At 70.1% G+C, this 19,059-nt stretch carries 20 protein-coding genes and 1 tRNA gene; 12 read left to right on the top strand and 9 right to left on the bottom strand.

Translation table 11 applies throughout. The features are described from left to right. Positions 1-3 precede the first annotated feature (3 nt). From ABZ267_RS06755 to ABZ267_RS06765, 3 genes are read left to right on the top strand one after another with little or no spacing between them, the layout of a single operon-like run. Positions 4-1,356, top strand: a complete 1,353-nt coding sequence (locus tag ABZ267_RS06755; protein WP_356755611.1) for a replication initiator — start codon at positions 4-6, stop codon at positions 1,354-1,356. Next, complete coding sequence (locus ABZ267_RS06760; RefSeq protein ID WP_010064779.1) at positions 1,349-1,531, top strand: helix-turn-helix domain-containing protein; 183 nt, start codon at positions 1,349-1,351, stop codon at positions 1,529-1,531. The genes ABZ267_RS06755 and ABZ267_RS06760 overlap by 8 nt, the downstream gene beginning before the upstream one ends. Further along, positions 1,531-2,700: a site-specific integrase gene (locus ABZ267_RS06765; RefSeq protein ID WP_356755609.1), complete on the top strand. Its 1,170-nt coding sequence runs from the start codon at positions 1,531-1,533 to the stop codon at positions 2,698-2,700. The genes ABZ267_RS06760 and ABZ267_RS06765 overlap by 1 nt, the downstream gene beginning before the upstream one ends. A gap of 95 nt (positions 2,701-2,795) precedes the next feature. Here ABZ267_RS06765 and ABZ267_RS06770 read toward each other — a convergent pair. Together ABZ267_RS06770 and ABZ267_RS06775 are read right to left on the bottom strand one after the other, a co-directional pair. Then, positions 2,796-2,869, bottom strand: a tRNA-Pro gene (locus tag ABZ267_RS06770). Positions 2,870-2,968: 99 nt separating this feature from the next. After that, the gene (locus tag ABZ267_RS06775; protein ID WP_356755607.1) at positions 2,969-3,907 is read right to left on the bottom strand and encodes a metallophosphoesterase; all 939 of its coding nucleotides are present in this window, start codon (positions 3,905-3,907) and stop codon (positions 2,969-2,971) included. 79 nt (positions 3,908-3,986) lie between these two features. On the opposite strand from ABZ267_RS06775, the gene ABZ267_RS06780 reads away from it, so the two are divergent. Continuing rightward, positions 3,987-4,451 carry a GatB/YqeY domain-containing protein gene (locus tag ABZ267_RS06780; RefSeq protein WP_356755605.1) on the top strand — a complete coding sequence of 155 codons (465 nt, stop codon included), beginning with the start codon at positions 3,987-3,989 and terminating at the stop codon, positions 4,449-4,451. A 79-nt stretch (positions 4,452-4,530) separates the two neighbouring features. Here the strand turns inward: ABZ267_RS06780 and ABZ267_RS06785 are convergent, their stop codons facing one another. Further along, positions 4,531-6,786 carry a transglycosylase domain-containing protein gene (locus ABZ267_RS06785; RefSeq protein WP_356755603.1) on the bottom strand — a complete coding sequence of 752 codons (2,256 nt, stop codon included), beginning with the start codon at positions 6,784-6,786 and terminating at the stop codon, positions 4,531-4,533. A gap of 654 nt (positions 6,787-7,440) precedes the next feature. On the opposite strand from ABZ267_RS06785, the gene ABZ267_RS06790 reads away from it, so the two are divergent. Next, positions 7,441-7,791 (top strand): WhiB family transcriptional regulator, encoded by a 351-nt coding sequence (locus tag ABZ267_RS06790; RefSeq protein ID WP_018489477.1) that lies wholly within the window; start codon positions 7,441-7,443, stop codon positions 7,789-7,791. Between the two features lie 57 nt (positions 7,792-7,848). Here the strand turns inward: ABZ267_RS06790 and ABZ267_RS06795 are convergent, their stop codons facing one another. Then, the gene (locus tag ABZ267_RS06795; protein ID WP_356755601.1) at positions 7,849-9,267 is read right to left on the bottom strand and encodes an ArsA family ATPase; all 1,419 of its coding nucleotides are present in this window, start codon (positions 9,265-9,267) and stop codon (positions 7,849-7,851) included. Continuing rightward, complete coding sequence (locus ABZ267_RS06800; RefSeq protein ID WP_356755599.1) at positions 9,264-10,238, bottom strand: ArsA-related P-loop ATPase; 975 nt, start codon at positions 10,236-10,238, stop codon at positions 9,264-9,266. Before ABZ267_RS06800 ends, ABZ267_RS06795 begins: the two co-directional genes overlap by 4 nt. A 72-nt stretch (positions 10,239-10,310) precedes the next feature. On the opposite strand from ABZ267_RS06800, the gene ABZ267_RS06805 reads away from it, so the two are divergent. The 4 genes from ABZ267_RS06805 (at position 10,311) to ABZ267_RS06820 (ending at position 12,808) form a co-directional block, all read left to right on the top strand. Then, on the top strand, positions 10,311-10,469 hold the full coding sequence (locus ABZ267_RS06805) for a DUF4177 domain-containing protein (RefSeq protein ID WP_019063748.1): 159 nt from the start codon (positions 10,311-10,313) through the stop codon (positions 10,467-10,469). Beyond that, a complete protein-coding gene (locus tag ABZ267_RS06810; RefSeq protein ID WP_356755597.1) occupies positions 10,469-10,939 on the top strand; it encodes a RidA family protein in 471 nt (156 codons plus the stop codon). The genes ABZ267_RS06805 and ABZ267_RS06810 overlap by 1 nt, the downstream gene beginning before the upstream one ends. A 145-nt stretch (positions 10,940-11,084) precedes the next feature. Further along, on the top strand, positions 11,085-11,981 hold the full coding sequence (locus tag ABZ267_RS06815) for an NUDIX hydrolase (RefSeq protein WP_356755595.1): 897 nt from the start codon (positions 11,085-11,087) through the stop codon (positions 11,979-11,981). Next, positions 11,978-12,808, top strand: coding sequence for an MBL fold metallo-hydrolase (locus tag ABZ267_RS06820; protein WP_356755593.1), 831 nt, complete (start codon positions 11,978-11,980; stop codon positions 12,806-12,808). The genes ABZ267_RS06815 and ABZ267_RS06820 overlap by 4 nt, the downstream gene beginning before the upstream one ends. Before the next feature lie 94 nt (positions 12,809-12,902). On the opposite strand, the gene ABZ267_RS06825 is transcribed toward ABZ267_RS06820, so the two are convergent. Continuing rightward, the gene (locus ABZ267_RS06825) at positions 12,903-13,577 is read right to left on the bottom strand and encodes a Crp/Fnr family transcriptional regulator (RefSeq protein ID WP_003967450.1); all 675 of its coding nucleotides are present in this window, start codon (positions 13,575-13,577) and stop codon (positions 12,903-12,905) included. Between the two features lie 349 nt (positions 13,578-13,926). Here ABZ267_RS06825 and nth point away from each other — a divergent pair, with 349 nt between their 5' ends. The 3 genes from nth (at position 13,927) to ABZ267_RS06840 (ending at position 17,086) form a co-directional block, all read left to right on the top strand. After that, positions 13,927-14,886, top strand: coding sequence for an endonuclease III (gene nth, locus ABZ267_RS06830; RefSeq protein WP_356755591.1), 960 nt, complete (start codon positions 13,927-13,929; stop codon positions 14,884-14,886). Positions 14,887-14,988: 102 nt separating this feature from the next. Next, positions 14,989-15,795 (top strand): CoA pyrophosphatase, encoded by an 807-nt coding sequence (locus tag ABZ267_RS06835; RefSeq protein WP_356755589.1) that lies wholly within the window; start codon positions 14,989-14,991, stop codon positions 15,793-15,795. A gap of 91 nt (positions 15,796-15,886) precedes the next feature. Beyond that, a complete protein-coding gene (locus ABZ267_RS06840; protein ID WP_356755587.1) occupies positions 15,887-17,086 on the top strand; it encodes a MarP family serine protease in 1,200 nt (399 codons plus the stop codon). 94 nt (positions 17,087-17,180) lie between these two features. Here ABZ267_RS06840 and ABZ267_RS06845 read toward each other — a convergent pair whose 3' ends face one another. From ABZ267_RS06845 to ABZ267_RS06855, 3 genes are all read right to left on the bottom strand, one after another. Next, entirely contained in the window at positions 17,181-17,399 is a 219-nt protein-coding gene (locus tag ABZ267_RS06845) for a hypothetical protein (protein WP_073874567.1), read from the bottom strand. 115 nt (positions 17,400-17,514) lie between these two features. Beyond that, on the bottom strand, positions 17,515-18,489 hold the full coding sequence (locus ABZ267_RS06850) for an alpha/beta hydrolase (RefSeq protein WP_356755585.1): 975 nt from the start codon (positions 18,487-18,489) through the stop codon (positions 17,515-17,517). Continuing rightward, positions 18,486-19,022, bottom strand: coding sequence for a phage holin family protein (locus tag ABZ267_RS06855; protein WP_356755583.1), 537 nt, complete (start codon positions 19,020-19,022; stop codon positions 18,486-18,488). Before ABZ267_RS06855 ends, ABZ267_RS06850 begins: the two co-directional genes overlap by 4 nt. Between the last annotated feature and the right edge of the window lie 37 nt (positions 19,023-19,059).

The raw sequence follows: 19,059 nt of genomic DNA on the forward strand, positions 1-19,059 counted from the left end.
CACGTGAATCCCCAGGCTCCTGATGCCGGGGCGCTCCGCCAACTGGCCACCCTCGCCCGGTACGGCGACCTCGGCGCCTACGCCCGGCAGATCCAGCGCCTCGGCGGCTGCGAGCGGCCCGTCCGACTGGAAGGCCACCGCCTCGACGTCCACACCACTACCGGTGAGGTCGTACGGGAGATCACCGGCGCCACACTCCCCGCCGGTCAGCTCCTCGTCCGTTGCAACAACCGCCGTACCACCCGGTGCGCGGCCTGCGCGGAGACGTATCGCAAGGACACCTTCCACCTCGTCACGGCAGGTCTCACCGGAGGCAAGGGCATCGGCCCGACTGTCGCCCAACACCCTCTCGTCTTCGCCACTTTCACCGCCCCTTCCTTCGGGCCTGTCCACAACCGCCCCGGCACCGGCCGCTGCCGCTGCGGACGCCTGCACAGGGAAGGGGACACGGCCCTCGGTACGCCGCTCAACCCCGACCGCTACGACTACCGCACCGCCGTCCTCTGGAACGCCCACGCAGGTGCCCTCTGGGCCCGCTTCACCACCTACCTCCGCCAGCAGCTCGCAGCCCGTGCGGGAATCACGCGTTCCGCCCTGGGGCAGTGCCTCAAGGTCTCGTACGCCAAGGTCGCGGAGTACCAGCGGCGCGGAGCCGTGCACTTCCATGCCGTGATCCGCCTCGACGGCCCGGAGGGCGCCGAGGACGCCCCGCCCGGTTGGGCCACGACCGCATTACTCACCGACGCCATCCGGTCCGCCGTCCGCCTGGCCGAGGCTCCGGGGCCGGTCCTGGAGGGGCGCGCCCATACCTTCCGGTTCGGTGAGCAGCTCGACATCCGTCCGATCCGGTCGGCCGATTTCACCGGCACGACGAACCTCACCAGCCGCGCCGTCGCGGCCTACATCGCCAAGTACGCCACCAAAGGCGCCGAGGCCGCGACCGGCACCCTGGACCGGCCCCTTCGCAATCCCGTCACCGACCTCATCGGAGCCGATGTCAGCGAGCACGCACGGCGCATGATCCTCACCTGCTGGCGCCTCGGTGCCTTGCCGGAACTGGACGAACTCCGCTTGCGCAAGTGGGCTCACATGCTCGGCTTCCGCGGCCACTTCTCCACCAAATCCCGCGCCTACTCCGTCACGTTGGGCGCCCTCCGCCAGGAACGCGCCGACCACAACGAAGCCCTCACCCGCGAACGCGCCATCGCGGCCGGCCACCCGCTTCCGGAGCCGGACACGGTCCTCGTCCTCACCCACTGGCGCTTCGCCGGAATGGGTCTGACTGATGCCGAGGCCCTGTTCAGCGCCTTACGCCCGCAGTCACCCGACAAGACAGGAGAACCCCACGATGCGTGATGACGAACTGCTCACCGTGGCCGAGGTGACGAAGCGTCTCCGGCTCGGCCGGTCCACCGTCTACGACCTGATCCGCACGCGGCGCCTGCCTTCGGTCACCATCGGGCGCTGCCGCCGGATTCCTGCCGTCGCCCTGCGCCAGTTCATCGCAGACGAGATGGGGCGGGCGGCCTGATGACGAAACGACGTAGTCGCGGTGACGGCGGCCTGCACTGGGACGAGAAGCGGCAACGGTGGATCGCCACGGCGAACCTCGGCTTCGACCCGAGCGGCAAGCGGATCGTGAAGCGGGGGAGTGGCAGAACCAAGACCGAGGCGAAGAACAAGCTCAAGGAGGTGCTGCGCGACCACGAAGACGGTCTGGCCATCGCGCCGACCAACTACACCGTGAAGGACGCCGTCACGGACTGGCTCGCCTATGGTCTGGCCGGCCTCGACCCGAGCACCGTCGCGACGACCACGCTCCTCAGCGAGAAGCACGTCATTCCGTCGCTCGGTGCCCGCAAGCTCCGCGATCTCAGCGCGGAGGACGTTGACCGCTGGCTGGCCACGAAGTCCAGGACGCTCAGCACACGTACCCTCCAGGGCCTTCACTCCTGCCTGAACCGGGCGGTCAAGCGGGCCATGGCCCGGGACAAGGTCAAGCGGAACGTCGTGGAGCTGTGCTCGGTGCCCCAGGGGCAGTCCGGGCGCCCCTCGAAAGCCCTCACCTTCGCCCAGGCCGAGGCCGTACTCCGGGGAGCTGAGGGAACCTCGATGTACGCCTACATCGTCGTCGCCCTCCTGACCGGCGCTCGCACCGAGGAACTGCGGGCCCTCACCTGGGACCACGTCTTCCTCAAGGGGCGGCCCGACCTGGTCCCGGCGCAGCCTCCGCACATCGCCGTGTGGCGGTCGGTCCGGCGGAGCGGCGACACCAAGACCCGCAAGTCCCGGCGCACGCTCGCCCTGCCGTCACGCTGTATCGATGCGCTCTGGCGGCAGTACGAGGATCAGGGCTGGGACCGGCTTGCCGCCGGCGACGAGTGGGAGGAACACGGGCTCGTCTTCTCCTCGGCGGTCGGCAAGCCGCTCGACGCCGCCAACGTCCGCCGCGCCTTCCGCCAGGCGCTCAAGGGCGTCGACGGGGTCGACGCGGCCGAGTGGACGCCTCGGGAGCTCCGGCACAGCTTTGTGTCACTGCTCTCCGACCGTGGCGTCCCGCTGGAGGAGATCTCCCGGCTCGTCGGTCACTCGGGGACGGCCGTGACGGAGGAGGTCTACCGGAAGCAGATCAGGCCGGTGATCCAGACGGGCGCCGTGGTCATGGACGGCATCTTCGGCGCGGATCGGCGGAAGCCGTAGGCACGCAGGAAGCGATAGTCACGCAGATAGACACACAGCAACGCCAGAGGGCCCTTACCGATTCGGTAAGGGCCCTCTGACCTGGTGCTTAGCTGTCGGGGTGGCGGGATTTGAACCCACGACCTCTTCGTCCCGAACGAAGCGCGCTGCCAAGCTGCGCTACACCCCGATGCCCACCGGTCTCCCGGCGACATCGATTACTTTAGCCCACCTGCGCCCGGAGGCGAAATCCGGTTTCTCCGGGACCGGCCTCCGTCGGGCGAGAGCGTCACTCGCGCCCCGTCAGCGTCAGCAGGGTGACCTCCGGTGGGCAGGCGAAGCGGACCGGGGTGTAGCGGTTGGTGCCGCAGCCTGCGGAGACGTGGAGGTAGGCGCGGTGGCCGCCGGCCGTGTGGGTGGACAGGCCCTTGACGCGGTCGGTGTCCAGGTCGCAGTTGGTGACCAGGGCCCCGTAGAACGGGATGCACAGCTGGCCGCCGTGGGTGTGACCCGCCAGGATCAAGGGGTAGCCGTCGGCCGTGAAGCCGTCCAGGGAGCGCAGGTACGGGGCGTGGACCACGCCGATGGAGAGGTCGGCGCCGGTCTCGGGGCCGCCCTGGACCTCGGCGTACCGGTCGCGCTTGATGTGCGGGTCGTCCAGGCCCGTGAAAGCGATCTCCATACCGTCCAGCTTGAGCCGGCCGCGGGTGTTCGACAGGTTCAGCCAGCCCGCCTCGTCGAAGGCGTCACGCATCGGCTCCCACGGGTTGTGCACCACGCCGACCGCGGGCTCGTTCCCGTTGAGGCCGTGCTTGCCCTGGACCTTCTCCAGGAGGTAGCGGCCCGGGTTGCGCAGCTTGGGCCCGTAGTAGTCGTTGGAGCCGAAGACGTACACCCCCGGGAACTCCATCAGCGGCCCCAGCGCGTCCAGCACCTCGGGCACCGCCTCCGGGTCGGAGAGGTTGTCGCCCGTGTTCACCACGAAGTCGGGCCGCAGGCCGGCCAGCGACTGGAGCCAGGCCCGCTTCTTGCGCTGGCCGCTCACCATGTGGATGTCGGACACCTGGAGGACGCGCACCGGACGGGCACCGTGCGGGAGCACCGGAACGGTGACCCGGCGCAGGCGGAACGAGCGGGCCTCGAATCCGGCGGCGTAGGCCAGTCCCGCGGCACCGACCGCTGCGCCGACTGCCGTGACTTTCAGGGGTACTCCGTAGCGTGCGCGCATGCGCCCATCGTCGCAGACGGGGTGCGGCGAGCGGAAAACCGGAGGGCGGCAGGCGCCCCGTACCTGTCACAATCACGACATGACCACGCTCAAGTCCAAGCTCAAGGAAGACCTCCACACGGCCATGAAGGCGCGTGACGAGCTGACCTCGTCCACCCTTCGGCTCACCCTCACCGCGATCACCAAGGAAGAGGTCAGCGGCACGTCAGCGCGCGAGCTCTCCGACGACGAGGTGCTGAAGGTGATCGCCAAGGAGGCGAAAAAGCGCCGCGAGGCGGCCGAGGCGTTCGCCCAGGGCGGCCGGACCGAGCAGGCCGAGCGGGAGAAGGCGGAGGGCGAGCTGCTGGACGGCTACCTCCCCAAGCAGCTCACCGACGACGAGCTGAACGCGATCGTGGCGTCCGCCGTCGAGGAGGCCAAGGCCGCCGGCGCCGAGGGACCGCGCGCCATGGGCGCCGTCATGAAGATCGTCAACCCCAAGGTGGCCGGTCTCGCCGAGGGCGGCCGCGTCGCCGCCGCGGTGAAGAAGCTCCTCGCGGGCTGACCGTACCAACACGCAAAAGCGTGGGGCGCCCCGGTCCGTCGACCGGGGCGCCCCACCCTTCGTATGCCGTACGTGCAGGTCAGGGGCCTGACCTGCCGCCGCCACGCTGGTCGTCATCGCCGCCGCCGGGGCCGCCGATCAGGCCGCCCGGGAGCTGGATACCGCCGGGACGGTTGCCGCCGGGCTTGCCGTCCTCGCGGTCCTCGTCGCCACCACGGTCACCGTCGCGGTCGCCGTCCTCCTTCTCCCTGTCCTCCTTCTCCTTCATCCGGGGGACGGAGACGGGGTTGAACTGCGGAGTTTCGGAGGCATCCAGTGCGCCGGTCATCGCGATCTTCCAGATCGGACCGGGGAGGCAGCCACCGCAGACCTTGTCGTAGTACTGGCCGCCGATGGTGACGTCGAACATCGAGCTCTTGTCGCCGATGTCGTCCCCGACCCACACCGCGGTGGACAGGTTCGGCGTGTACCCGACGAACCAGGCGTCCTTGCGGTCGTTCGTCGTACCGGTCTTGCCCGCGTTGTCCCGGTCGCTCAGACCGGCCTGGGTACCGGTTCCGTCCTCCACCACGCCCTTGAGCATCTGGTTGATGGTGTCCGCGGTCTTCTCGCTCATCGCCCGCGAGCACTTCGACTGCGGGACCTTGAGCTTCTTGCCGTTCGGGTCGGTGATCGACTCGATGGCGATCGGCGTGCAGTACGTGCCCCGGTTGGCGAACGCGGCGTACGCGCCGGCCATGGAGAGCGGGGTGCTCACCTCACTGCCGAGGGTGATCGAGGGGGCTTCGACGATCTTCTTGCCGTCGCCGCGCTCGTAACCGACCTTCTTCGCCAGCTCCACCGTCTCGCACAGGCCGGCCTTCTGCTCCAGCAGCGCGAAGTAGGTGTTGATGGACTTGCCGAGCGCACTCGTCATGTCCCAGGAGCCCTTCTCGGACTCCAGCTCGTTCTGCAGGGGCCACTCCGCGTAGCCCGCCGGGGAGCCGGTGCAGTTGCGGAAGTCCCGCTCCTGGAGGGTGATCTTCCAGTCCGTCGAGAACGACGTCGCCGGGCTGATGCCCTTCTCCAGCGCCGCTGCCGCGGTGAACGGCTTGAAGGTCGAGCCGACCTGGAAGCCGTAGGTGCTGCCGCCCATCCTGTTGCTGACGGACAGGTTGAGGACGGTCTCGTTCTGCTTCTGGTCCAGGCCGTACGGGCGGGACTGGCCCATGGAGAGGATCTTGCCGCTGCCCGGCTGCACCTGCACCACGGAGGCCGCGAACTTGTCGTCCTTGTTGACCTTCGCGGTCGCGGCCTCGTTGGCGGCCTTCTGGGCGCGCGGGTCGAGCGTGGTCCGGACGGTGAGCCCACCGAGGTTCCAGAGCTTGGAGCGCTCTTCCTCGGTCTTGCCGAACGCCGGGTCGGTCAGGATCGTCTTGCGTACGTAGTCGCAGAAGAAGCCGGAGCCGCTGACGGCCGTGATGCAGCCGTTCTTCGGCTTGCGGACCTTCAGCTTGATCGGCGTCTCCATGGCCTTGTCGGCCTCGGCCTGCGTGATCGCGCGGGTGGCGGCCATCCGGGCGAGCACGGTGTTACGTCGCTTGGTGGCCTCCTCCGTGTCGTTGACCGGGTCGTAGCGGGTCGGCGACTGGACGATGCCGGCGAGCAGCGCGGCCTCCTCCACCTTCAGGTCCTTGGCGTGCTTGGAGAAGTACCGCTGGGACGCGGCCTCGACGCCGTACGCCTGCTGACCGAAGAAGGTGATGTTGAGGTAGTTCTCCAGGATCTTCTTCTTGCCGAGCTCTTCCTCGACCTGGATCGCGTACTTGAGCTCGCGGACCTTGCGGCCGAGCGTCTGCTGGGTGGCCTGCGCGACCTTCTCCTGGTCGTCGCCCGCCTCCTCGACGAACACGTTCTTCACGTACTGCTGGGTGAGCGTCGACGCGCCCTGCGCGGTCCCGCCCGACTGCACGTTGCGGTTCATCGCGCGCAGGATGCCCTTGAGGTCGACCGCCCCGTGCTCGTAGAAGCGGGAGTCCTCGATCGCGATGATCGCGTCCTGCATGTACGGGGAGATGTCCTTGAGCGGGACCACCGTGCGGTCGCGCGAGTAGACCGTCGCGATCGCACCGCCGTCGCGGTCCAGGATCGTGGTCCGCTGGCTGAGCGGCGGAGTCTTCAGGTTGGAGGGGATCTCGTCGAACCCTTCGACCGTCCCCTTGGCGGCGAGCCCCAACGCTCCGGCTGCGGGCAGCGCGATGCCTGCCAGGACAGCTCCGGAGAGTGCGGCGACACCGAGGAACTTGGCGGCCTGCTGGGTCGTGGTGAGACCCCCGCCCGAGCGCTTCTTTGGCATGAGGGCAGCCTAATCCGTAGTTATGAGCGTTCTGTAGGAGCGGGGGCCTCTCGGAGCGTTCGCGTACCAAGCCGTGACATCCGGGTGCGGTCACAGGGCACAGGTCACAGGGCACGGATCGCCGGTCACCGGTCGCGGAAGCGCTCGCGAACCCGGTACGGAGGACGGCGCGGCGAAAGGCACGGCGAACGGCACGGAGATCGGCGCGCCGAAAGGCATACCAACAGGAGGCGCCTACCTTCTCATTCGCCGGACAGGCGCACAGGCCTTGGCCTAAGCTGCTCTCAACTGTCACAGCAGTCCGGTTCCGTATCAACCCCCCTGCAGAGCCATGCACCTCTTCTGGTCATTCTTCTCCCGGCCGACGCACAGCTGAATCGCACATCGAGGCGCTCCCGAAAACGCCCTGTGTGTCACTGAACGTCCTTTGCCATTCGGGTGTACTGTCCCGTTTTTGCGGAGTTAGTCGCGCATGTCTTCCCCTCACTCCCCTGGGTGATCTGCCGCATACGCATAGTCCGTTCGGACCATTCAAGATTGGGCCCGAAGGGGGTGTTGTGCTGTCCCCACCTTCCGTAACGTCCTCAACTGGCAGCGGTGAATATGCCGCTACCGCCGTGGGGGAGCCTCGATTCGGGAGAGGACGGCGCCGGCATGGGCTGGGTAACCGACTGGAGTGCGCAGGCAGCCTGCCGCACTACCGATCCGGATGAACTGTTCGTACAAGGGGCAGCGCAGAACAGGGCCAAGGCGGTGTGCACCGGATGCCCGGTGCGGACCGAGTGCCTGGCCGACGCGCTGGACAATCGCGTCGAGTTCGGCGTGTGGGGCGGAATGACGGAGCGGGAGCGCCGCGCACTGCTGCGCCGCCGGCCCACCGTCACGTCCTGGCGTCGCCTGCTGGAGACCGCACGCAGTGAGTACGAGCGGTCCACCGGCATGCTGCCCGCGGTGATCGGGCTGGAGGACGACGAACTGCAGGAGACGTACGCCGCTGTGGGGTAGGGCGGCCGCGGGGCCGGCCCCACGAGGCAGGGCGCTCGGGCAGTGCGCTGCGGAGGTTTACGCGGCTCCGGCCGGAGGCGGTGCGGAGCCGGACGCCAGGCGGTCGCCGATGGCCCGCAGGCCGTCGAGGTCGTGCACGTCGCCGGGCAGTGCGGCCACCGCGGTCACCGGGACCTCGGGGTGCAGCTCGGTGAAGTGGTCGCGTGTGTGCTGTTCGCGCGCGACGACCTGCATGCGCTCGGCGTGCAGCCGGAGCAGACCTGCCGTCAGTTCGTTGACGTCCAAGGGCGCTTCGGAGCTGCTTTCGGTTTCAGAGCTGCCGTCCGTCGTGTTCTTCTCATGCGGCTCGTGCGTGTCCTCGGGGCTGTGGCCGTGGTCGTGCTCGTGTTCTTCGGTGTTCTCGGGCTCGGGGGAGAGCGGCGGCGCGGTGGCTTCGGGGGCGGTGGCCGCAGGGTCGGAGGGCTTCCGGTCGCCAAAGCCAGCTTTCCCGGCCGTCTGATCCACAATGCGGGCGTCGTCAAGATTTTCTGCGGCGGCCAGCGCCTGCTCGGCGGAGAGCCGGGAAGCCTCGCTGCCGTGCGCCCGGTTGAGGACGAGACCGGCGAGCGGCATGTCCTCCGCGGCCAGCCGCTCCACGAAGTAGGCGGCCTCGCGCAGCGCGTCCCGTTCCGGCGTCGCCACCACGAGGAAGGCCGTGCCGGGGGCCTGGAGCAGCTTGTAGGTGGCATCCGCGCGGCTGCGGAAGCCGCCGAACATGGTGTCCATAGCGGCCACGAACGTCTGTACGTCCCGCAGGAACTGACCGCCCAGCAGCTTGCCCAGCGTCCCGGTCATCATCGACATACCGACATTGAGGAACTTCATCCCGGCCCGGCCGCCCACCTTCGCGGGCGCCATCAGCAGCCGGATGAACTTCCCGTCCAGGAACGAGCCGAGCCGCTTCGGCGCGTCCAGGAAGTCCAGCGCGGAACGGGAGGGCGGGGTGTCGACGACGATCAGGTCCCACTCGTCGCGCGCCCGCAGCTGCCCGAGCTTCTCCATCGCCATGTACTCCTGCGTACCGGCGAACCCGGCCGACAGCGACTGGTAGAAGGGGTTCTCCAGGATCGCGCGGGCCCTCTCCGGATCCGCGTGCGCCTCCACGGTCTCGTCGAAGGTGCGCTTCATGTCGAGCATCATGGCGTGCAGTTCGCCCTCGCCCACGACGCCGTCGACCCGGCGCGGGACGTTGTCCAGCTGGTCGATGCCCATGGACTGCGCGAGCCGGCGGGCCGGGTCGATGGTGAGGACGACGGCCTTCCGGCCGCGCTCGGCCGCCCGTACACCGAGGGCCGCGGCCGTCGTCGTCTTGCCGACGCCGCCGGAGCCGCAGCAGACGATGATCCGGATGGCCGGGTCGTCCAGCAGCGCGTCGGTGTCCAGCCCGGGAAGCCCCTCCGCGACCGCGCCCGTACTCGTGGACCCGCCCGTACTCATGAATCCGCCCCTTCTCCTACGCCCTGTTTACGGAGCTCCGTGGCCAGGTCGTGCAGTGCGGCCAGGTCCACGCCGTCGCCGATCAGCGGCAGCTCGGCGGTCGGCAGGCCGAGCCCGGCCAGTACGGCGCGCTGCTCGCGCTCCAGGCCGACGCGCTGGGCGTGTTCGGAGGCCTGCTCGATCAGGGGCCGTACGAGGGCGGCGGAGCCGGTCACACCGGCGCGGGTCAGCGTCTTGGCGATCTCCTTGCGGCGGCCGGTCGCGGCGGTGCGCAGGGTCTCCTCGTCGACCAGGTGCGGGCGCACCATGTTCACGATGACGCGGCCCACGGGCAGCTCGGCGGCGCGCAGTTCGGCGATGCCGTCGGCGGTCTCCTGGACCGGCATCTCCTCCAGGAGGGTCACCAGGTGGACCGCGGTCTGCGGGGATTTCAGGACCCGCATCACGGCCTGCGCCTGGTTGTGTATCGGGCCGATCCTGGCCAGCCCGGCCACCTCGTCGTTGACGTTGAGGAAGCGCGTGATGCGGCCGGTCGGCGGCGCGTCCATGATCACGTAGTCGTAGACGAACCGGCCCTGCTTGTCCTTGCGGCGTACGGCTTCGCACGCCTTGCCGGTCAGCAGGACGTCCCGGACGCCGGGCGCGATGGTGGTGGCGAAGTCGATCGCGCCGAGCTTCTTGAGCGCCCGGCCCGCGCTGCCGAGCTTGTAGAACATCTGGAGGTAGTCGAGGAGGGCCTGCTCGGCGTCGATCGCCAGGGCGTGCACCTCGCCGCCGCCGGGCGCGACGGCGATCCTGCGCTCCTCATAGGGCAACGCGTCGGCACCGAAGAGCTGCGCGATGCCCTGTCTGCCCTCGACCTCGACGAGGAGGGTACGCCTGCCCTCGGTCGCGAGGGCGAGCGCGAGGGCGGCGGCGACCGTGGTCTTACCGGTACCGCCCTTGCCGCTGACGACCTGGAACCTGCTCACGTATTCGAGCCTAACCAGTCAGACCCCGGCCTACGCACGGGACCGTACGTGCCAGGCGTTACAGTCAGGCCCATGACCAAGTGGGAATACTCGACCGTGCCGCTTCTCGTGCACGCGACGAAGCAGATTCTGGACACCTGGGGCGAGGACGGCTGGGAGCTGGTCCAGGTCGTTCCGGGCCCGAACAACCCCGAGCAGCTTGTGGCCTACCTGAAGCGGGAGAAGGCGTAATGGCGGGCGTCGTCGAATCCCGGCTCGCCGAGCTGGGCCTGGCTCTGCCCGGCGTCGTGCCGCCGCTGGCCACGTACCAGCCGGCCGTGCAGTCCGGTGTGTACGTCTACACCTCGGGCCAGCTCCCGATGGTCGAGGGCAAGCTTCCGGTCACCGGCAAGGTCGGCGCCGAGGTGACGCCGGACGAGGCGAAGGAACTGTCGCGGACCTGCGCGCTCAACGCCCTGGCCGCCGTGAAGTCGGTCGCCGGCGACCTGGACCGGATCAAGCGCGTCGTGAAGGTCGTGGGCTTCGTCGCCTCGGCCTCCGACTTCACCGGGCAGCCCGCCGTCATCAACGGTGCGAGCGAGCTGCTGGGCGCGGTCCTCGGCGACAAGGGCGTGCACGCGCGCAGCGCCGTGGGCGTCGTCGTGCTGCCGCTGGACGCGCCGGTCGAGATCGAGATCCAGGTCGAACTCGAAGAGGCCTGAGCCGTACGAACACCCTTCTCGGCGTTCCTCCCGATCCCGTCCGGTCACCGACCGGGCGGGATCGCGTGTGTACGGGACATGTCGGCTCCCGGTGATGATCACGGAGCCCCTCGAACATCGGCGCGGTTCCGGATAGCCTCCGGCCATGTCCCAAGGTCAGTGGTACCCACCGGAATGGCCCGACCGGATCCGGGCGCTCGCCGCCGGTGAGCTGACGGCCGTGACACCGAGGCGGGCCGCCACCGTGATGCTGCTCCGCGATCCGGCGCCTCGGGCCGCGACGCCCGGCCCGGTGGTGCACATGCTGCGCCGGCGCACCTCCATGGCGTTCGCCGGAGGCGCGTACGCCTATCCGGGCGGCGGCGTGGATCCGCGCGACGACGACCGGCTGATCGGGTGGGCCGGGCCCTCCTTGGAGCACTGGGCCGCCCGGCTCGGCGTGGCGACGGTGACCGAGGCGCAGGCGATCGTCTGTGCGGCGGTGCGCGAGACCTTCGAGGAGGCGGGCGTCCTGCTCGCCGGAGAGAGTGCCGGGACGGTGGTCGGCGATACGACCGGCGCCGACTGGGAGGCCGACCGTGAGGCGCTGGTGGCCCGCGATCTGTCCTTCGCGGAGTTCCTGGACCGGCGCGGGCTGCTGCTCCGCTCGGACCTGCTGGCCGCCTGGGCGCGCTGGATCACTCCGGAGTTCGAACCGAGGCGCTACGACACCTGGTTCTTCGTCGCCGCACTCCCTGAAGGCCAGCGCACCAGGGCCGTCTCCACCGAGGCGGACCGTACGGTGTGGATCGCGCCGGCGGAGGCGGTCCGCCGCTACGACCTGGGGGAGCTGCTGATGATGCCGCCCACCGTGTCGACGCTGCGGGCTCTGACGCCGTTCAGGACGGCCGCCGAGGCGCTCGGGGTGGCGGACGTCCAGGACCTGACTCCCGTACTCGCGCAGGCCCGTCTGGACGGGGATGAGCTGGTGCTGAGCTGGCCGGGACACGACGAGTTCACCAAACACGTACCCACGGCGGGCGAGAGCGGGGGCGCGGCATGAGCGACGCGGCCGCCCTGCCGGGACAACCGCGCGGAACTGTGTCCTCCGGGCCCGCCACCGCCCGTACGGTCAACGTCCTCGCGCCGAACCCGTCCGCGATGACGCTGGACGGCACGAACACCTGGATCGTCGCCGAGCCCGACTCCGATCTCGCGGTGGTCATCGACCCGGGACCGCTCGACGACGGTCACCTGAGAGCCGTCATCGACGCGGTGGAGCGGTCCGGGCGTCGCGTCGCCCTTACTCTGCTCACGCACGGCCATCCTGATCACGCGGAGGGCGCCGGGCGGTTCGCCGAGCTGACGCGGACGAACGTACGGGCGCTGGATCCGGCGCTGCGGCTCGGCGACGAGGGCCTGGGTGCGGGTGATGTGATCACCACCGGCGGCCTGGAGCTGCGCGTGGTGCCGACGCCGGGCCACACCGCCGACTCGCTCTCGTTCCATCTGCCCGCCGACCGGGCGGTGCTGACGGGCGACACGATCCTCGGCCGCGGTACGACAGTGGTCGCGCACCCGGACGGGCGGCTCGGCGACTACCTGGACTCGCTGCGGCGGCTGCGCTCGCTGACGGTCGACGACGGCGTGCACACGGTGCTGCCGGGCCACGGGCCGGTCCTGGAGGACGCGCAGGGGGCCGTGGAGTTCTATCTGGCCCACCGCGCGCACCGGCTGGCCCAGGTCGAGACGGCGGTGGAGGCGGGTCTCCGTACGCCGTCGGAGGTGGTGGCCCGGGTCTACGCCGACGTGGACCGCTCCTTGTGGCCGGCCGCCGAGCTGTCGGTACGGGCGCAGCTGGAGTACCTCGCCGGGCACGGGCTCATCTAGAGCGGCCGCGTGAACGTACTGGGGCACCGCGTGAACGTGAGGGCCCCGCGCCGACCGGAGTACGTCCGGTCGGCGCGGGGCCCTTCGCGTCAGGTCAGCGCGAGCGCTTCGCGAGGCGCTCCACGTCCAGCAGGATGACCGCGCGGGCCTCCAGCCGCAGCCAGCCGCGGCCGGCGAAGTCCGCGAGGGCCTTGTTGACCGTCTCGCGGGAGGCGCCGACCAGCTGGGCCAGCTCCTCCTGCGTGAGGTCGTGCACGACGTGGATGCCTTCCTCCGACTGGACGCCGAACCGGCGCGACAGGTCCAGGAGGGCGCGGGCGACACGGCCCGGCACATCGGAGAAGACCAGGTCGGACATCTGGTCGTTGGTCTTGCGCAGGCGCCGGGCGACCGCGCGCAGCAGCGCGGTGGCGACCTCGGGCCGGGCGTTGAGCCAGGGCTGCAGGTCGCCGTGGCCGAGGCCGAGGAGCTTGACCTCGGTCAGCGCGGAGGCGGTCGCCGTACGCGGGCCGGGGTCGAAGAGCGAGAGCTCGCCGATCAGCTCGCCGGGGCCGAGCACGGCCAGCATGTTCTCGCGCCCGTCGGGCGAGGTGCGGTGGAGCTTCACCTTGCCCTCGGTGACCACGTACAGGCGGTCACCCTGGTCGCCCTCGTGGAAAAGCGCGTCGCCGCGCGCGAGGGTCACCTCACTCATCGAGGCGCGGAGCTCCGCGGCCTGCTCGTCATCGAGCGCCGCGAAAAGCGGGGCGCGCCGCAGAACGTCGTCCACGAGTTCTCTCCTTGTCGGCCTGTTCAGGGAACCGTGGTCCCCATCATGCCGGACGGTAAAACAGTGCGATCAATCACAAACCAGTTTGACGCACGGGCGTGCCGGTCCCTACGGCAGGGGGCCGATCGGGGGTGGATACGCGGTGACCGGGGCGGTTGTCAGTGGCTGGCTCTAGGCTGGCCGGGTGTCCAGAATGCCGGGGAGTACACGGGCCGAGAGGGCTGATGAGGTGTCGGGACAGCGCGATTCCGCTGTGGGCGAACACTCCCCGGTCGGCCCGGAAAGTGGAGCGAATGGCTCCCTGGGAGGGCCGGAGAAGCCGGTCCCGAAGTCGGCCAGGAGGTCCGCAGTGACATCGTCAGAGTCCGGTACGACACCTAAGACCTCGGCCGCGCCGAAGAAGCCCCGGGCCACGAAGGCGTCCACGGCACCGAAGGCGCCTGCGAAGGCAGCCAAGGCGCCCACGAAGGCATCCAAGGCGTCCAAGGCGTCCCGTGAAGAATCCAGGGCATCCTCCGCGCCCACGGCGCCGAAGATCCCCAAGGGCGAGTCGCACCTCGCGCTGGTCCGCCGCGCCCGCCGGATCAACCGCGAGCTCGCCGAGGTCTATCCGTACGCCCATCCCGAGCTGGACTTCCGCAACCCCTTCGAGCTGCTCGTCGCCACGGTCCTCTCCGCCCAGACCACCGACCTGAGGGTCAACCAGACCACTCCGGCCCTCTTCGCCGCCTATCCGACGCCCGAGGACATGGCGGCGGCCGTCCCGGAGGAGATGGAGGAGCTGATCCGGCCGACCGGCTTCTTCCGGGCCAAGACCAAGTCGCTCCTCGGCCTCTCCGCCGCGCTGCGGGACGACTTCGGCGGCGAGGTCCCCGGTCGGCTGGAGGATCTGGTCAAGCTGCCCGGCGTCGGGCGCAAGACCGCCAACGTGGTGCTGGGCAACGCCTTCGGTGTTCCCGGCATCACCGTGGACACGCACTTCGGCCGCCTGGTCCGGCGCTGGAAGTGGACGGACGAGGAGGACCCGGTGAAGGTCGAGGCGGTGATCGCCGACATCTTCCCGAAGAGCGAGTGGACGATGCTCTCGCACCGGGTGATCTTCCACGGCCGCCGTATCTGCCATGCCCGTAAACCGGCCTGCGGCGCCTGTCCCATCGCGCCGCTCTGTCCTTCGTACGGTGAGGGCGAGACCGACCCCGAGAAGGCCAGGAAGCTGCTGAAGTACGAGATGGGCGGCTATCCGGGCCAGCGGCTCAGCCCGCCCGCCGACTTCCCGGGCGAGCCCGCTCCCGCTCTGGGAGCCGCATGAGGGAGTGCCGCAGCGAGCACCCTTCCGACGGACCACGAAATGGCTCGGAACGAAATGGACGACGACAGGCGTTGTGAAACCAGGCGAAAGAGGGGGGTGCCGATGACGCACACGCACACCGAGAACCCGCACACCGGCGCACACGCGGACATCCCTGCGCGCGACCACCCGGCCGACCCCCGCGTGGGCGCCGACGCGGCCGACGCCGACGCGGCCGACACGCGTGCGGCGGTCGACCGCGCGGCCGTCAACGTGACCACCGCCGGTCTGCCCGCCTGGCTCGACCCCGTGGCCGAGGCCGCCCGCAGCGTCCGGCCGCACCAGCTCAGCCGCTTCCTGCCGCCCGAGAGCGGCGCGGGCCGGCAGTCCGCCGTCCTCGTCCTCTTCGGCGAAGGCGCGCGCGGCCCCGAGCTGCTGCTGATGGAGCGTTCCGGCACCCTGCGCTCCCACGCCGGACAGCCCTCCTTCCCCGGCGGCTCGCTCGACCCCGAGGATGGCGACCAGGCCACCACCGGGCCGCTGCGGGCCGCGCTGCGCGAGGCCGAGGAGGAGACCGGCCTCGATCCCCGAGGCGTCCAGCTCTTCGGCGTGCTGCCCCGGCTCTACATCCCGGTCAGCAGCTTCGTCGTGACGCCCGTCCTCGGCTGGTGGCGTGCGCCCAGCCCGGTCGGGGTAGTGGATCCGGCGGAGACGGCCCGGGTCTTCACCGTGCCCGTGGCGGATCTCACGGACCCGGCCAACCGGGCCATGGCCGTCCATCCGAGCGGCCACAGCGGCCCGGCCTTCCTGGTCGAATCGGCCCTGGTCTGGGGATTCACGGCCGGAGTGATCGACCGGATCCTGCACTACGCGGGCTGGGAACGGCCGTGGGACCAGGCCAGACAGGTGCCGCTCGACTGGCGCTCATGACACGCTTGCTGTCCTGCTGCGCTGTACCGGGCCCGGCCCGGACCCCGTCACCCCCGACGGGCCAGGTGACGAAACTGCGAGGCTATCGACGGTGAACGTGCTGGACATCCTGCTGCTGCTCGCCGCCGTATGGTTCGCGGTCATCGGCTACCGACAGGGTTTCGTCGTCGGCATCCTGTCGGTGATCGGCTTCCTCGGCGGCGGCCTCGTCGCCGTCTACCTGCTGCCGATCATCTGGGACCGGGCGACCGAGGGAGCGCAGGTCTCGACCGCGACCGCCATCGGCGCGGTCGTCATCGTCATCGTCTGCGCCTCGATCGGCCAGGCCTTCACCACGCACCTCGGCAACAAGCTGCGCAGACACATCACCTGGTCGCCCGCCCGCGCGCTGGACGCCACCGGCGGCGCTCTGGTCAACGTGGTGGCCATGCTGCTGGTCGCCTGGCTGATCGCCCTGCCGCTGGCCCGCACCTCGCTGCCGACCCTCGGCAAGGAGGTCCGTAACTCCTCGGTCCTCCTCGGGATCTCCCGGGTGATGCCCCAACAGGCGCCGCCGTGGTTCCGGGACTTCTCCTCCGTCCTCGCGCAGAACGGCTTCCCGCAGGTCTTCAGTCCCTTCGACAACGAGCCGATCACCGACGTCAAGCCGCCGGACCCGGCACTGGTCGGCAGCCCGGTCGCCGCCCGTGCCAAGAAGTCGATCGTCAAGGTCGTCGGTACGGCTCCGAGCTGCGGCAAGGTCCTCGAAGGCACCGGCTTCGTCTTCTCCGACCGCCGCGTGATGACCAACGCCCACGTCGTCGGCGGCGTCAACGAGCCGACCGTCCAGATCGGCGGCGAGGGCCGGCTCTACGACGCCAAGGTGGTCCTCTACGACTGGCAGCGCGACATCGCCGTCCTGGACGTCCCCGACCTCAAGGCGACGCCCCTGGAGTTCACCGACGACGACGCCCGGACCGGCGACAGCGCGATCGTCGCCGGCTTCCCGGAGAACGGCGCCTACGACGTACGCTCCGCCCGCGTCCGCGCCCGAATCGACGCCAACGGCCCCGACATCTACCAGCGCGGCACCGTCCTCCGCGACGTCTACTCCCTCTACGCGACCGTGCGCCAGGGCAACTCGGGCGGCCCGCTGCTCACTCCGGACGGCAAGGTGTACGGAGTGGTGTTCGCCAAGTCGCTCGACGACCCCGACACCGGCTACGCGCTGACGGCCGACGAGATCCGCGAGGACATCGAGATCGGCCGCGCGGCCAACCAGCAGGTCGACAGCCAGGGCTGCGCCCTCTGAACCGGATCAGGACCTGAAAGACCCCCGCCGGTCAGCGCATGCGGATCGGCGGGGGTGCGGTTGTCGAAGTGAGAGTCAGGAGGGTCCGGGGAGGTCAGCTACGGGGATGGCGCAGCCGCGCCGAGACCCAGCGGGCCCGACGGCGGAGAATGCGCGAAATCCCGAGCCGGTGATTCCCGAGCCGGTGGTGGTGAAGGTCCTGCACATCGTGCACCCGGCCCAGAGGGCCGCCCCCCTCATGAGTGCTCGCACCTGCTGTCGCGGTGGAGCGGCGGTTGCGTGCTTCGTCAGTGAAGTCGTGCGTCCAGCCCATACCCCGACGTCTGCCCGTGACCCAAGGTCGGTAATCGCGCGCGAGTCAGCCAATTGGCTTATGCGGCAGGCAAGTGGCTGTTCGTCGGACAGGTGTGCCCCTGGCAGGTGCGCGGCTACCGGTCGGGCTCAGGATCCTTGAGCCAGTTGATGAGTTCGGTGGAGAAGCCGATCGGGTCCTCCTCGTGCGGGAAGTGGCCGACACCGTCGAAAAGTCGCCACCGGTAGGGCGCCTCGACGTACTGGCCGGACCCCGCCGCACTCCGCGTCCGGACCGCCGGATCGAGTGACCCGTGCAGGTGCAGCGTGGGTACGCGGACGGGCCGCTTCATCCGCCGGTTGAACTGGACCCCGTCGGGACGAGCCATCGAGCGGACCATCCAGCGGTACGGCTCGATCGAGCAGTGCGCGGTCGACGGGATGCTCATGGCCCGCCGGTAGACGGCCAGGGTCTCCTCGTCCGGGAACTCCGGAGTCCGGGGCCCGGCCCAGTCCTGGACCAGGTGGCCCACCAGCGCGGCGTCGTCAGTGACGAGCTGACGCTCCGGCAGCCAGGGCCGCTGGAAGCCCCAGACGTACGAGCCCGCCCGCGACTGCGCGAAGTCGGACAGCATCGACGAGCGCCAGCGGCGCGGGTGCGGCATGGAGGAGACGGCGAGCCGGCGCACCAGCTTGGGCCGCATCACGGCGGCCGTCCAGGCGAGGTAGCCGCCCAGGTCGTGGCCGACCAGGGCCGCGTCCGGCTCACCGAGGGACCGGATCACCCCGGTGACGTCGAGCGCCAGGTTGGCGGGGTCGTAACCGCGTGGCGTCCGGTCGCTGCCGCCGACGCCGCGCAGGTCCATCGCGACGGCCCGGAAGCCCGCGTCGGCGAGCGCGGGCAGCTGGTGGCGCCAGGTCCACCAGAACTGCGGGAACCCGTGCAGCAGGAGGACCAGCGGCCCCTCGCCCATTTCGGCGATGTGGAACCGCGCCCCGTTGGCCGCCACATCGCGGTGGATCCAGGGGCCGTCGAGCCGTACGGGGCCTCCGGCGCCGGCCGGGCTCGCCGAGCCCGCCGGACCGGATGCGCTGGAATCGGGAACCGTCATGTGGACGAGCGTGCCACAGCGGAGGCGCTGTCCTTACCCGGCGGCAGGGCCTCCACGCCCGTGCCGGCCGCGAGGCTGGAACCGGAGCGCTTGAGGATCGCGTCGGCCTCGATGGCCGGACGCGGGTGCGGCTTCGCCTTCTGCAGGACGGCGGCGGTCTGCTTGGCGGAGGCGATGGACTTCTCCGGCGGCTTGATCTTCTTGAACTTCCGCAGGCCGATGAACCCGATCAGGGCGGCCAGCAGGATGAAGGCGCCGGCCACGATCAGGAAGGACCACGCCAGGCCGAGACCCAGGTTGTGGATCCCGTACGCGGCCGCGAAGCTCAGCATCGGCATCGTGAAGAGGAGCAGCACTCCCGCCGCGATGAACGCCGCGCTGCCGATCGCCCCGCGCTTGACGTCCTGACGCACCTCCGCCTTCGCCAGGGCGATCTCGTCGTGCACCAGCGCGGACATCTCGGCCGTCGCCGCGGCGACCAGCTGCCCGATGCTGCGGTCCGCGCTGCCCACGTAGTTGCCGGGGTCGCTCATCCCTGACTCCCTCTCCGTCTTCGACACACCTGATGTC

The organism is Streptomyces sp. NPDC006174 (genome assembly GCF_040614075.1).
Lineage (GTDB): Bacteria > Actinomycetota > Actinomycetes > Streptomycetales > Streptomycetaceae > Streptomyces.